The 13,161-nt window shown below is 72.8% G+C and carries 11 protein-coding genes; 4 read left to right on the top strand and 7 right to left on the bottom strand.

Going from position 1 to position 13,161, the window contains the following annotated elements; all coding sequences use genetic code 11:
- Nucleotides 1–42 precede the first annotated feature (42 nt).
- The gene (locus ACZ7OY_RS28295; protein ID WP_338017790.1) at nucleotides 43–216 is read right to left on the bottom strand and encodes a hypothetical protein; all 174 of its coding nucleotides are present in this window, start codon (nucleotides 214–216) and stop codon (nucleotides 43–45) included.
- Nucleotides 217–677: 461 nt separating this feature from the next.
- Between ACZ7OY_RS28295 and ACZ7OY_RS28300 the strand changes: the two genes are divergently transcribed.
- Nucleotides 678–1,127: a hypothetical protein gene (locus tag ACZ7OY_RS28300; RefSeq protein WP_385526620.1), complete on the top strand. Its 450-nt coding sequence runs from the start codon at nucleotides 678–680 to the stop codon at nucleotides 1,125–1,127.
- Between the two features lie 72 nt (nucleotides 1,128–1,199).
- A complete protein-coding gene (locus tag ACZ7OY_RS28305; RefSeq protein ID WP_471913975.1) occupies nucleotides 1,200–2,009 on the top strand; it encodes an SDR family oxidoreductase in 810 nt (269 codons plus the stop codon).
- On the opposite strand, the gene ACZ7OY_RS28310 is transcribed toward ACZ7OY_RS28305, so the two are convergent.
- The 5 genes from ACZ7OY_RS28310 to ACZ7OY_RS28330 form a co-directional block, all read right to left on the bottom strand.
- Entirely contained in the window at nucleotides 1,988–3,481 is a 1,494-nt protein-coding gene (locus ACZ7OY_RS28310; protein ID WP_471913976.1) for an SDR family NAD(P)-dependent oxidoreductase, read from the bottom strand. The two genes, ACZ7OY_RS28305 and ACZ7OY_RS28310, sit on opposite strands and share 22 nt — an antisense overlap.
- 104 nt (nucleotides 3,482–3,585) lie before the next feature.
- Nucleotides 3,586–4,926 carry a wax ester/triacylglycerol synthase family O-acyltransferase gene (locus ACZ7OY_RS28315; protein WP_471913977.1) on the bottom strand — a complete coding sequence of 447 codons (1,341 nt, stop codon included), beginning with the start codon at nucleotides 4,924–4,926 and terminating at the stop codon, nucleotides 3,586–3,588.
- Between the two features lie 215 nt (nucleotides 4,927–5,141).
- Nucleotides 5,142–6,362 (bottom strand): glucose-1-phosphate adenylyltransferase, encoded by a 1,221-nt coding sequence (gene glgC, locus ACZ7OY_RS28320; RefSeq protein ID WP_471913978.1) that lies wholly within the window; start codon nucleotides 6,360–6,362, stop codon nucleotides 5,142–5,144.
- 109 nt (nucleotides 6,363–6,471) lie between these two features.
- Entirely contained in the window at nucleotides 6,472–7,632 is a 1,161-nt protein-coding gene (gene glgA / locus ACZ7OY_RS28325; RefSeq protein ID WP_471913979.1) for a glycogen synthase, read from the bottom strand.
- Nucleotides 7,633–7,672: 40 nt separating this feature from the next.
- Nucleotides 7,673–8,542, bottom strand: coding sequence for a (2Fe-2S)-binding protein (locus tag ACZ7OY_RS28330; RefSeq protein ID WP_471914012.1), 870 nt, complete (start codon nucleotides 8,540–8,542; stop codon nucleotides 7,673–7,675).
- A 246-nt stretch (nucleotides 8,543–8,788) separates the two neighbouring features.
- Here ACZ7OY_RS28330 and ACZ7OY_RS28335 point away from each other — a divergent pair, with 246 nt between their 5' ends.
- A complete protein-coding gene (locus tag ACZ7OY_RS28335; RefSeq protein WP_471913980.1) occupies nucleotides 8,789–10,162 on the top strand; it encodes a DMT family transporter in 1,374 nt (457 codons plus the stop codon).
- Here ACZ7OY_RS28335 and ACZ7OY_RS28340 read toward each other — a convergent pair.
- Nucleotides 10,152–11,420, bottom strand: a complete 1,269-nt coding sequence (locus tag ACZ7OY_RS28340) for a transglycosylase family protein (protein ID WP_471913981.1) — start codon at nucleotides 11,418–11,420, stop codon at nucleotides 10,152–10,154. The genes ACZ7OY_RS28335 and ACZ7OY_RS28340 overlap by 11 nt on opposite strands.
- A 299-nt stretch (nucleotides 11,421–11,719) precedes the next feature.
- On the opposite strand from ACZ7OY_RS28340, the gene gndA reads away from it, so the two are divergent.
- Complete coding sequence (gndA, locus tag ACZ7OY_RS28345) at nucleotides 11,720–13,159, top strand: NADP-dependent phosphogluconate dehydrogenase (RefSeq protein WP_351602193.1); 1,440 nt, start codon at nucleotides 11,720–11,722, stop codon at nucleotides 13,157–13,159.
- The last annotated feature ends 2 nt before the right edge of the window (nucleotides 13,160–13,161 follow it).

The raw sequence follows: 13,161 nt of genomic DNA on the forward strand, positions 1-13,161 counted from the left end.
CCCATGCGTGCGGCGATCGCGACGGTCCCGCTCCGGGTGGTGTCAGTCCACGCTGGGCAGGATGTGGGGCTCGGCGAGGTCGTCCTCGTAACCCGCCAGGCGGATCGGGGCGGACCGGGCCCACACGTCGAGGCTGCCGATCTCCCCCGGCCGGCGGCCCGTGCGCTCCGGGCGTTCCTTGGGGCGCTCCTCGCGATTCGTCTTCTCTGGTGTCACCGCGCACTCCTTATGTGTCGGTCACCCTCGGGACGTACCGGCCGGTTCTCCGGCCCTTTCTCGACGCCCGCTCGGGTCATTGCCGGAAGCGGTTCGGACGCGGTGGCGCCGACTGACTCGCAGTGAGAGCAGGCCGCTGTGGACCGGCTTGTCCCATGACGGACTTCGGGTGTGGGTGGGACCCCTTACTGCTGTCCGTCGGCTACAGATTAACCAAATGAGCGGGGCAGTGCTCACTAGGTGGTTAAAACTTGGGGTAACTCTCGCAAGTCACCCCGGCACATCACCCTTTGATTTAAACCTATTTGCGTCCTTCTGCGCCTTTTATCTATCACCCGTTCGGCCTACCGCGGGGAAAGTGACGTCGAGGGGCCGGGCAGTTCAAGTGCCGTTGGCCCAGTGGCAAGCAGGCCATGATCTGCTGATGTACCGCAACGGCTGTCTCGCGGGAGGACCGACGCATGGAGCTGCACAGCGTCGAGGAGCTGATGGACCTGCTGTACGCCTGCCGGGGCGTCCGCGACACCCGGGGGCCCGCCCGGACCCCGGTCGACCTGCACGAACACGCGCTGCGCACGGCGGCCCTGCTGCGCCGAAGCCGCCCCGCCGACAAGGAACTCCAGGTGACCGGCCTGGTGCACCCCATCGGGCAGCTGCTGAGGCCCGGCGACCCGGCCGGGCAGGCCGCCCACGCCGCCGACGCCGTGCGTCCGCTCCTGGGGCAGCGGGTGTCCCGGCTGATACGCCGGCACCCCTGGCTCGGCGGCTCCGCCGAGGACGATCTGGCGAGCCTGCGCCAGGCGGCCGAGGAGAGCCGCGGCGCCGGGTTCGACGCCGGAGTCCTGGAGGACTGGCGGACCGTGCTGGAGCTGGTGGCCGAGCGGCACTCGACCCTGCGGACGGTGGACTGACTGCCACCGGTCCCCGGACCGACTCCCCTCCTCGCACTGGTAACTGACGGACCGTCATGAGACGGTACGCGGATGACCTCGTCCTCCGCACTGACGGGCCGGACCGCCGTCGTCACCGGGGCCACCCGTGGGATCGGGCGCGCGGTCGCCCGGGAGCTCGCCGCCGCCGGTGCGCGGGTGTGCGTCACCGGGCGGGACGCCGACGCGGTACGGCGGACCGCCGCGGAGCTGGACGGCATCGGCCTCGCGGGCAGCGTGGCCGACCCCGCGCATCCGCGTGAGCTGACCGAGCTGGTACTGCGCGAGTACGGGCGCATCGACGTCGTGGTCAACAACGCGGCGACGAACCAGCCGTACGGGCCGCTGATGGGCGTCGACCCGGAGGCCTGGCGCGCGGCGTTCGCCGTGAACGTCGAGGCGCCGCTGCGGCTGGTGCAGTGCGCCTGGCACGCGTGGCTGCGCGAGCACGGGGGCGCGGTGGTCAACATCTGCACCGAGGGCGCGGAGCACGTCGGCCCGAACGTCGGCGCCTACGGGACCAGCAAGGCGGCCCTGCTGCACCTGACCCGCCAGCTCGCGGGCGAGCTGGCGCCGGGGGTGCGGGTCAACTCCGTCTCCCCCGGCCTCGTGCGCACCGACCTGGCGCGGTTCGTGTGGGAGCCGGGCGAGGCGGAGGTGGCCGCGGGGCTGCCGGCCGGCCGGATCGGGGAGCCGGCGGACGTCGCGCGGGCCGTGGTCTGGCTGGTGTCCGACGCGGCGGCCTGGATCACCGGCGCCGACCTGCTGGTGGACGGCGGCACCCGGGTGCGGGCCGCGTACTCCTCAGCGGGGTACGCGGTCCACGACCGGCTGCGCGGGGCTCACCACTTGCCCGGCGCGTAGTCCTTCATGAAGACGCCGTACAGGTCCTCGCCCGCCTCGCCGCGCACGATCGGGTCGTAGACGCGGGCCGCGCCGTCGACCAGGTCGAGGGGGGCGTGGAAGCCCTCGTCGGCCAGCCGCAGCTTGTCGTAGTGCGGGCGCTCGTCGGTGATCCAGCCGGTGTCGACCGAGGTCATCAGGATGCCGTCGGTGTCGAACATCTCCTGGGCGCTGGTCCGCGTCACCATGTTCATGGCGGCCTTGGCGGCGTTGGTGTTCGGGTGGCCCGCACCCTTGTAGCCGCGGCCGAAGACCCCCTCCATCGCGGAGACGTTGACCACGTACGCGCGCTTCGCGGACGCCCTGCGCGCGGCCTCGGCCATCTGCGGCCGCAACTTGCTGATCAGGATGAACGGCGCCGTGTAGTTGCACAGCTGGGTCTCCAGCAGCTCCACGGGCGAGATCTGCTCGATGGTCTGCACCCAGGTGTTGGTGTCGACCACGTCGGGCACCAGACCGCCCGCGTCGATGGCCGTGCCCTCGCGGTGGCGGACCACACTGGCGTTGCCGGCGACCAGGGCGAGGTCGGCCACCTTCTGCGCGTCCAGGCCGCTGACCCCGACCGGCAGCGCGGTCAGTCCGTCGACCGCTCCGGAGTTGAAGGCGCCGATGATCTGGCGGGCGGGCAGCTCACCGGCCGGCAGCGGGGCGCTCTCGCCCTCGACGAGCGCGGCGTACGCCGAGGGCAGCCGCCGTACGGTCTGGGTCGCGTTGTTGATCAGGATGTCGAGCGGGCCCTGCGCGGCGATCCGGTCCGCGAGCTCCACGGCCTGGGCCGGGTCGCGCAGGTCGATGCCGACGACCTCCAGGCGGTGGATCCAGTCCGCCGAGTCGTCCATGGCCTTGAACCGGCGGACCGCGTCGTTCGGGAAGCGCGTGGTGATGGTGGTGTGGGCACCGTCACGCAGCAGCCGCAGCGCGATGTACATACCGATCTTGGCGCGGCCGCCGGTGAGCAGCGCGCGCTTGCCGGTGAGGTCGGTGCGGGCGTCGCGGCGGGCGCGGTTCTCGGCGGCGCACGCCGGGCAGAGCTGGTGGTAGAAGTAGTCGACCTCGACGTAGCGGGTCTTGCAGGTGTAGCAGGAGCGCGGGCGCTGGAGTATCCCCGCGATCTGGTCCTGCGCCGTCACCGACGACGGCAGGATGCCCTCGGTCTCGTCGTCGATGCGCTGGGCGGAGCCGGTCGCGGTGGCCTCGGTGACCGCCTTGTCGTGCGCGGTCTTGGCGGCCCGGCGCTCCTGGCGGCGGCGCTGCTTGACCGTGCGGTAGATGGCCGCGGTGGCCCGGCGCACGGTGATCGCGTCGGGGTGGTCGACGTCCAGTTCGTCGAGCTCCTCGAGCACGCCGAGGCAGACGGCCAGTCGCTCCGGGTCGATACCGGGCCCGTACACCACGTCGTCCGTGGTCGTCGTGCCGTGCTCTGTCACCGTCATCGCGCTGCCGTTCCCTGGGGTCCCGTCGCGGCGCTCCGACCGCGCTCGCTTTCGAACGGGGAATTCTACGGAGCGCCCGACGCCGGGACAAAACCGCTGGGCGGTCAAGGGCCGCAGGCCGTGATGAGCGTCTCCACCTCCTCGGCCAGCGCGTGGGCGAAGCGGTCCAGGTCCGGTACGGCCTTGGCGTCGGCGACGAGCCCGTAGTGGACCCGGCCGCGGTAGGTCGACACGGCGACCGCCAGGGACTGGCCGCGGGCGAGCGGGGCCAGCGGGTAGACCTCGGTGACCGGGTTGCCGCCGAGCTTCAGGCCGAGGCTGGGCAGCGGCACGCTGGTGACCAGGATGTCGAACCAGAGCCGGGCAGCCTGGCTCACCAGCGGCCCGCCGAGCCGGTGGCCGAGCGCGGGCACGTGGTCGGCGAGCAGGGCGACCGCGCCCGCGCCGCGGTGCGGGCCCGCGTCCTTGTTGCGGTCCATCTGGGCGCGGACCGCGCCGAGCCGCCCGAGCGGGTCCGGATCGTCGACGGGGAGCCGTATCAAGTAGCCCGAGAGCCGGTTGCCCTGCGGGTGCGCGGTGCGCGGGCGGCGCCGGGAGACGGGGATCAGCGCGCGGGGCGCCACGCCGGCGCTGCCGTCGCCGCGTTCGTCGAGCCAGCGGCGCAGCGCCCCGGCGACGAGCGCGATCAGTACGTCGTTGACGGTGCCGCCCACCGTCTTGCGCACCCGGTGCACGTCGTCGAGGTCGATCACCACTCCCGCGATGCGCCGGGTGCCGGTGGGTTCGGCGGTCAGCGCCGGAACGGTTCGCCCGTTGAGGGTGGACACGGCGACGGAGGCGCCGATGTCCAGGGCCCGGCCCGCGTCGGACAGCGCGCCGCGCAGCAGCCCCGGCAGTCTGCGCACGTCGGGCAGCAGGCCGCGCTCGGGCGGCTGCGCCGGGCGCGCGCGGGGCGCGGGCAGGTCCAGGGGGTCGAGCACGGCGGCGGCGAGCGTCAGCGCGCGCAGCCCGTCGGCGAGGGCGTGGTGGAACTTGAAGAGCACGGCGAAGCTGTCGCCGTCCTCGCCCGGCAGCACGTGCGCCTCCCAGGGCGGGCGGCCGCGCTCCAGCGGACGCTCCATCAGCCGGCCCGCCTCCGCGTGGAAGTCGGCCGTCGGGGCGTGCAGCAGGACGTGGTGGAGGGGGTCGAACTCCGGGTCGGTCTCCCGGGCCGCACCGCCGAAGGCCAGTGGCCGGCGCAGGTCGAGCGGCTGCCACACGTCGCGGATCCGCATCCGCAGCCCCGGTACGACGGCCGCGCGGGCGGCGAGCAGATCGGCCGCGTGCGCGCCCGCGGTGGGCGAGCGGGCCGAGAAGACGCCGAGCGCGCCGAGGTGCATCGGATGCTCGGCGGACTCGATGTTCCAGAACGCCAGGTCGAGAGGGGCGAGCAGGTCGGAAGTCAATGGCTTGCCTCGCGTCGACGTGGGGACGGTTGAGCAAGCAGTCAAGCGCCATGGACGATTACGGTCAAGCGTGATCAGGCTACGCTCAGTAAATAGCGGATTAAGTCCCGGTGTCAGCGCCTCAGCAACCCCGCTGGTCACAGGCGTTCCGAGGCGCCACCGAAGACGACTCGCGCGGTCCACACACCAAAGATCGGTATCGTGTCCGATTTCTGCTACGGGACCTGCTGCCCCTTGCCCAGGGCGATCACGCCGTTCCTCGAGACGGTGTACAGCTCCGCGTCCCGCTCCGGGTTCACGCCGATCGTCGCGCCCGGCGGGACCTCGACGTTCTTGTCCAGGACGGCCCCGCGCACCACCGCGCCCCGGCCGATGTGGACGTTGTCGTGCAGGACCGAGCCCTGGACGACCGCGCCCGGATCGACCACCACGCCCGGCGACAGCACGGACCGCGTCACCTGCCCGCGGATCAGACAGCCGGCGCTGATGATCGACTCGCCCGCGATGCCCCCGGCGTTGAAACGGGCCGGCGACAGCTGGTTCGAGTGGGTGTAGATCGGCCAGCTGCGGTTGTAGAGGTTGAAGGCCGGACGCTCGGCGATCAGGTCCATGTGGGCGTCGTAGTACGCGTCGAGGGTGCCCACGTCCCGCCAGTAGCCCTGGTCGCGGCTGGTCTCGCCGGGCACGTGGTTGGCGCTGAAGTCGTACAGCTGCGCCTCGCCCCGGCTGGTGAGCTGGGGCAGGATCGAGCCACCCATGTCGTGCGGCGAACTCTCGTCCTCGGCGTCCCGCTGGAGCGCCTCGATCAGCGTCTTGGTGGTGAAGAGGTAGTTGCCCATCGAGGCGAACACGCACTCCGGGTCGCCGGGCAGGCCCGGCGGGTCGGCGGGCTTCTCCAGGAAGCGCTGGACGCTCTGGCCGTCCGAGCCCGGGGTGATCACGCCGAACGACGCGGACTCGGCGCGCGGTACCCGGATGCCCGCCACCGTCACGCCCGCCCCGCTGTCGACGTGCTGGGCGAGCATCTGCCGCGGGTCCATGCGGTAGACGTGGTCGGCGCCGAACACCGCGACGTACTCCGGCTGTTCGTCGTAGACCAGGTTCAGCGACTGGAGGATCGCGTCGGCGCTGCCCAGGTACCAGCGCGGGCCGAGCCGCTGCTGCGCCGGGACGGGCGTGACGTAGTTGCCCAGCAGGCTGGACATCCGCCAGGTCGTGGTGATGTGCCGGTCCAGCGAGTGCGACTTGTACTGCGTCAGGACGCAGATGCGCAGGATGTCGGCGTTGACGAGGTTGGACAGGACGAAGTCGACGAGGCGGTAGGTGCCGCCGAAGGTGACCGCGGGTTTCGCCCGGTCCGCGGTCAGCGGCATCAGGCGCTTGCCCTCACCGCCCGCCAGCACGATCCCGAGCACCGAAGGTCCTCCACGACGCATGGCCGCTCCCCTCACCCTGGTTGCCACAGATCTGCCCCGCAACGCTCCCGCTAAGCCTGTCCGGGGATGTCCGCATCGGCCCGCCGGGCCCCACTTCTGTCCGGGGCTCTCAAGCCCCGTCGAGGATCTCCTCGTACAGCCGGACCGTGCGCCGGGCCACCGCGTCCCAGCCGAACTCGCCCACCGCGCGCTCCCGTCCGGCCTCGCCCATCCGGCGAGCCGTCGCCGGGTCGCCGAGGACCGAGTCCAGGGCCCGCGCCAGGCCCGCCTCGAAGACCTCGTCGGCAGGGTCCACGGGCACCAGTACGCCCGTCTTCCCGTCCGCCACCACCTCCGGGATGCCGCCGACCCGCGAGGCCACCACGGGCGTACCGCAGGCCATCGCCTCCAGGTTGACGATGCCCAGCGGCTCGTACACCGAGGGGCAGACGAACACGGAGGCATGGGTGAGGAGCTGGATCACCTCGGGACGCGGCAGCATCCGCGGGATCCAGTGCACGCCGTCGCGGGCCCGGCTCAGCTCCTCGAAGAGGTCGCGGAACTCCCGGTCGATCTCCGGGGTGTCGGGCGCGCCCGCGCACAGCACCACCTGCGCCGCCGGGTCGATGTCCCGCACCGCGCGCAGCAGATGGGGCACGCCCTTCTGACGGGTGATCCGGCCGACGAACAGCACGTACGGACGGCTCGGGTCGATCCCGGCGCGGACCAGGGCGTCGGTTGCGTGATCGGGCCGGTAGAGGGCGGTGTCGATGCCGTTGTGCACCACGTGCACCCGCTTCGGGTCCAGCGCCGGATAGCAGGAGAGGATGTCGTCGCGCATCGCGCCGGACACCGCGATCACCGCGTCGGCCGCCTCCACGGCGGTGCGCTCCGCCCAGCCCGACAGCGCGTACCCGCCGCCGAGCTGTTCGGCCTTCCAGGGCCGCAGCGGCTCCAGCGAGTGGGCCGTCAGCACGTGCGGGATGCCGTACAGGAGCTTGGCGAAGTGGCCGGCGAGGTTGGCGTACCAGGTGTGCGAGTGGACGAGTTCGCGCCCCTCGGCGGCCGCGGCGATCGACAGATCGGTGGAGAAGGTGCGCAGCGCGTCGTTGGCGCCGTCCAGCGCGGACCAGGAGCGGTGCCGGGTGACCCCGTCCGTGCGGCCCTCGCCCCAGCAGTGGACGTCGAGGTCCACGAGGGTGCGCAGCTCTCTGGCGAGGAACTCGACATGGACGCCCGCGCCGCCGTACACGTCCGGGGGGTACTCCCGGGTCAGCAGTCCCACTCGCACCCGGATCCCCCTGGCTCGATGGCTGGTTCCCTCCTCATGGTCACCCAGATGTGTGCCGCGCGGAAGACCGCGGTGGCCGCGCGAAGCAGCAGTCGCCGCAGACGCCCCCGCCCGGCACCCGGTAGTACAGACAGCAGCTGCGGCGCCGGAACGCGGTGCCGGTGAGGGTGCCGGTACCGGCGAGAAGGGGGTGGCGCAGGAGTGCGGCGGTCAGGGAGTGTGCGGTGGCCGCGACGTCGGTACGTCCGTTCGCCCGCGCCCAGCGGTCCAGCTCCCGGGCCGCCCCGGCGAGCGCGGATCCGGCGTTGCCCCACAGCAGTCCCTCGGCGACCCGGTAGCGGGTGTGCACGAGCGCCGTCAGCGGCCGGAGGTGGCCCTCCAGCACGGCGTCGGCGACGGTCGCCGCGTCCCCCGGCAGCGGGCGCACCTCGGACAGCCACAGGTCGTCGGGGGCACCGGCGTCGGCGTCCCAGAGGAGCAGCCGCGGGTCGAGGTCGGGGATCCGCCCGTACAGCGCGGCGCACCCCAGCGCGGCCGACCACAGCCGGGCCGCGAGCCCCTGGTGCGCCACGGACGCCCCGACACGCACCTCGGCGGTCCGCAGACTCCGGGTGACCTTCCGGACACGGAAGGCCAGCGGGTCGAGGTGCCTGTCCGCGTCCGGTGCCGGGCTTCCGGGCGGGCTTTCGGCCGGGCTCGCGGTCCGGCTTTCGGCCGGGCTCGCGGCCGGGCTCGCGATCGGGCTCGCGGTCCGGCTTTCGTAGACGTCGTGCAGCGCGGGCGGCGGTCCGGCGGGCGTTCCGGCGGGTGCCCCGGACGGAGCCGGGAGGGTGCGCAGGACGAAGAAGCCGCCGAGCGGGCGGAGCGCGGCGAGGCCGGGGTCGAGGTGCTGGTCGTGGTCCACGACCAGCAGTAGTACCAAGTCCGGCGACCACCGGTGGCACCAAGTCCGGCAGGAGCCGTGATCAGCCGGTTCCCCTCCGTGTCACCCACCCTGGGGAGGAGCGTCCGCCTTCCGTACTCCATCGGCAGTAGGACCCATTGCCTGCTCAGGGACGACGACGGGAAGAGATCGACCGGGCAGGGTGTTCGCTATGAACGCCGACCGTTCGCCGCGCCGCGCCTCGTGCGCGCGCCTCACGCAGAGGAGCCGCCCATGAGTGCCCTCGCGTTGTCCGTGTTGCTGTCGCTGGTCTCCGCCGTGGCGTACGCGGGCGGTGCGATCGTGCAGGAGCAGGTCGCGTTCTCCTCCCCCGACGAACAGTTCGCACCGCTGCGCCGGGCGAGCTGGTGGGCTGCCGTGGCCCTGAACGGCCTCGGCGGCCTGCTGCACGTGGTGGCGCTCGCCTACGGCCCGCTGAGCCTGGTCCAGCCGCTGGGCGCGCTGACGATCGTGTTCGCGCTGCCGATGGCGGCTCTGTTCGTCGGCCGCAGGGCCGGTGCCACGGCCTGGCGCGGCGCGATCATGGCGACGGTGGGACTGGCCGGCCTGCTCGCGCTGGTCGGCACGGCCGACGCACAGTCGCTCGGCACGGCCCAGCGGGTCGGCGCCGCCGTGGTCACCGGCGGCGCGGTGGTGGCGCTGATGACGGCCGCGCGGGCCGCGCAGCGGCACCCGGCGGTGCGCAGCGTGCTGCTCGCCACCGCCTCCGGCATCGCGTTCGGCATGTCCTCGGTGTTCACCAAGACGGTGGCGGTCGACTGGACGGATGGCGTGGTGGCGGGCGACCTGCCGTCGCTGGCCGTCATCGCGGTCCTGGCGACGGCCGGCATGCTGCTGTCGCAAGCCTCCTACCGGGGTGCGGGACTCGCGGCCCCGCTGGCGACGCTGACGGTCGTCAACCCGGTGGTCGCGGCCGCGGTGGGCATCACGATGTTCGGCGAAACCTTCCGTCACGGCACCACCGGCACCGTGCTCGCACTGAGCTGCGCCGTGGTGGCGGCGGGCGGCCTGATCCTGCTCACCACCGAGCGTCTCGCGCACGCGCCGGAGGCGCCGGCACCGGCGGAGCTCCGCGAGACCCCGCGGCTCCGGATCCCCGGACAGGCGGTCGGCGGACACACGGTCCCCGGGCAAGCGGTCGGCAGGCCGACGGTCCCCGAGCAGACGCTCGCCGGGCAGGTGGTCGGCGGACAGGCGCTCGCCGCCGTACCGGAGGACGCCGCCCCGGTGCTCTCCGGGACCCCCGCCCTCGCCCCGCCCCGGGCCGCGCCGGACGGCGCACCGAGCGGTGCCCCGGACCTCGCCGCGGAGCTCACTGCGGACCTGCCCAAGGACCTTGCCGAGGACCTGGCCGTGGACCTGCCGCCCAATGACCTGGCCGTGGACCTCGCGCCGGACCGGAACACGAGCGGCAGCCGCGACACGAGCGACCGGGATCCGAACGACGACGAGCCCGGCGCCCTGCCGCGCCCCGAGCTCTGGAGCGAGCCCCAGGACGAGGAGCCGCGCTACTACAGCTCCTTCTACGGCGGCCCGTTCGTGGTGATGCCGGTGGTGGACCGGCATCACACCCGCGTCAGATCCTGACGCCACCGGCCCGCAGATACGCCACCGGATCGACGTCCGTACCGAACCCGGGCCCCGTCCGCACCTCGAAGTGCAGATGCGGGCCCGTGGTGTTGCCCGTGGCACCCGACCGGCCGATGCGCTGGCCGCCGCCCACCGACTGCCCCGCCTTCACCGAGATCGCCGACAGATGCGCGTACTGGGTGTAGCGGCCGTCGGCGTGCCGGATCACCACCTGGTAGCCGAAGGAACCGCCCCACCCGGCGTCGACCACCTGCCCCGGCGCGACCGCCTTGACCGCCGTGCCGGTGGGCACGGGGAAGTCCACGCCGGTGTGGTAGCCCTTCGACCAGTGCGAGCCCTCCGCGTGGTAGGCCGTGCCCATGGCCGCGTGGACCGGGGCGACGAGGTCGTGGGCGCCGGACGTGGGCGCCTTGGCGGCGTCCGGCGCGGACCTGTGCGGGGTCTTGCGCGCGGGGGTGTGGGCCGGGGCGGCCGACTTGCCGGCCGACTTGCCGACCGACTTACCGGCGACCTTGGCTTCGGCCTTGGCTTCGGCGCGCAGGTTCAGCCGCTGGCCCGGCAGGATCAGGTCGGGGTCCGCGCCGACGGTGGCGCGGTTGGCGCTGTACAGCCGCTGCCAGCCGCCCCGTACCTGCTGTTCCTCGGCGATCCCGGAGAGCGTGTCCCCGCGCACCACCGTGTACATCTCGGCCGTCCCGGCCCGCGACTGGGGCGTGGTCTGCGGCTGTACATCCGGTGCGGAGGTACGCGCGGCGGTGTGGGCGGAGTCCCGGACGGCGGCCGGTCTGGCGCCGGTGGAGGTCTTGGCACCCTGTGCCGCGTGCGCGGCGGTCCGGGTGGAGGTGGCGCCGGTCGGGTGGATGCCGGGCGTGTCCCCGCCCCGGGTCAGCCCCGCCCGGACGGAGCACACCGGCCAGGCGCCGGGACCCTGCCCTTTCAGCACCTGCTCCGCGACCGCTATCTGCTGGTCCCGGGTGGCCAGATCGGCTCGTCGCGCGTACGCCGTACCGCCGTACGCCTCCCAGGTGGACCGGGTGAACTGGAGACCGCCGTAGTAGCCGTTGCCGGTGTTGATGCCCCAGTTCCCGCTGGACTCGCAGGCGGCGACCTTGTTCCAGGTGTCCACGTCGGCCGCCTGGGCGCTGCCCGCGCCGATGAGCGGGATCGCGATTCCGGCACTGCCCGCCGTGACCGTGAGCGAGGCGCGGTTGATCCTGTTCGGCTGGTACCGGCGGTGCCGGCCGCGTACGGCCATGGAGAGCCCCCTCGACGCACGTCAGGAGGGGCAAAAGTAAGCGCCCCGAACTGGCCATGACAAGACGGCAATCAGCCGCCCTGGCACACAAGTGGCGAGGAATCCGACCGACTTCCCGGACGGCTGAGGCGGGAGGGGGTTCCGGCGCGTATCTGCGTACGCGACATGGAACAGCCCGGACGTGCGGTCGGCGAACCGGAACGTCAGGATGGTCGATGCGGCGATACTGAGCGCGACAGCGGCAATACTGACGGACACGACCGGCACGACCGATATCAGGATGCTTAGGAGCCAACCGTATGAGCACTACAGCCCAGATCGGCGTCACGGGTCTCGCGGTCATGGGCCGCAACCTCGCCCGCAACTTCGCGCGCAACGGGTACGCGGTCGCGGTCCACAACCGGACCTCGGCTCGCACCCACGCGCTGGTCGAGGAGTTCGGGCACGAGGGTGAGTTCGTCGCGGCCGAGACCGCGAAGGACTTCGTGGCGGCGCTGGAGCGGCCGCGCCGGCTGGTCATCATGGTCAAGGCCGGTGAGCCGACGGACGCGGTGATCGAGGAGTTCGCCCCGCTGCTGGAGCCCGGCGACATGATCATCGACGGCGGCAACGCGCACTTCGCGGACACCCGGCGCCGCGAGCGCGCCCTGCGCGAACAGGGCATCCACTTCGTCGGCACGGGCGTCTCCGGCGGCGAGGAGGGCGCGCTGAACGGCCCGAGCATCATGCCCGGCGGCTCGAAGGAGTCGTACGAATCCCTCGGCCCCATGCTGGAGAAGATCTCCGCGAAGGCGGCGGACGGGGCCCCCTGTGTGACGCACGTGGGTCCCGACGGCGCCGGGCACTTCGTGAAGATGGTCCACAACGGCATCGAGTACGCCGACATGCAGCTGATCGGCGAGGCGTACCAGCTGCTGCGCGACGTCGCCGGGTACTCCCCCGCGCAGATCGCGGAGATCTTCCGCACCTGGAACACGGGCCGACTCGACTCGTACCTGATCGAGATCACCGCGGAGGTCCTGTCGCACGTGGACGCGGCGACGGGGAAGCCGTTCGTGGACGTCGTCCAGGACCAGGCGGAGCAGAAGGGCACCGGCCGCTGGACCGTACAGATCGCCCTGGACCTGGGCGTTCCGGTGTCCGGTATCGCGGAGGCCGTCTTCGCCCGTTCCCTGTCCGGGCACAGCGCGCTGCGCGAGGCCTCGCGGGGCCTGGCCGGACCGAAGGCCACCGCGCTGTCGGAGTCCGAGGCCGCGGCCTTCGCGGACCGGGTGGAGCAGGCGCTGTACGCCTCGAAGATCGTGTCGTACACGCAGGGCTTCCACGAGATCGCGGCGGGCAGCGAGGAGTACGACTGGGACATCGACCTCGGCGCGGTCTCCTCGATCTGGCGGGGCGGCTGCATCATCCGCGCGGCCTTCCTGGACCGCATCCGGGCCGCCTACGACGCCCGGCCCGACCTGCCGAGCCTGCTGTCCGACGAGACGTTCGCGCAGGAGATCGCGGCCGCGCAGGACGACTGGCGCGAGGTCCTGATCGCCGCGACCCGCGAGGGTGTCCCCACCCCCGGCTTCGCCGCGGCGCTCGCCTACTACGACGCCCTGCGCGCCGAGCGGCTGCCGGCCGCGCTCACGCAGGGGCAGCGCGACTTCTTCGGTGCGCACACCTATCGGCGGGTCGACCGGGAGGGCTCGTTCCACACCATGTGGGGCGGCGACCGGTCCGAGGTCGAGGCGTGACC

It is taken from the genome of Streptomyces sp. NPDC107559 (assembly GCF_055657365.1).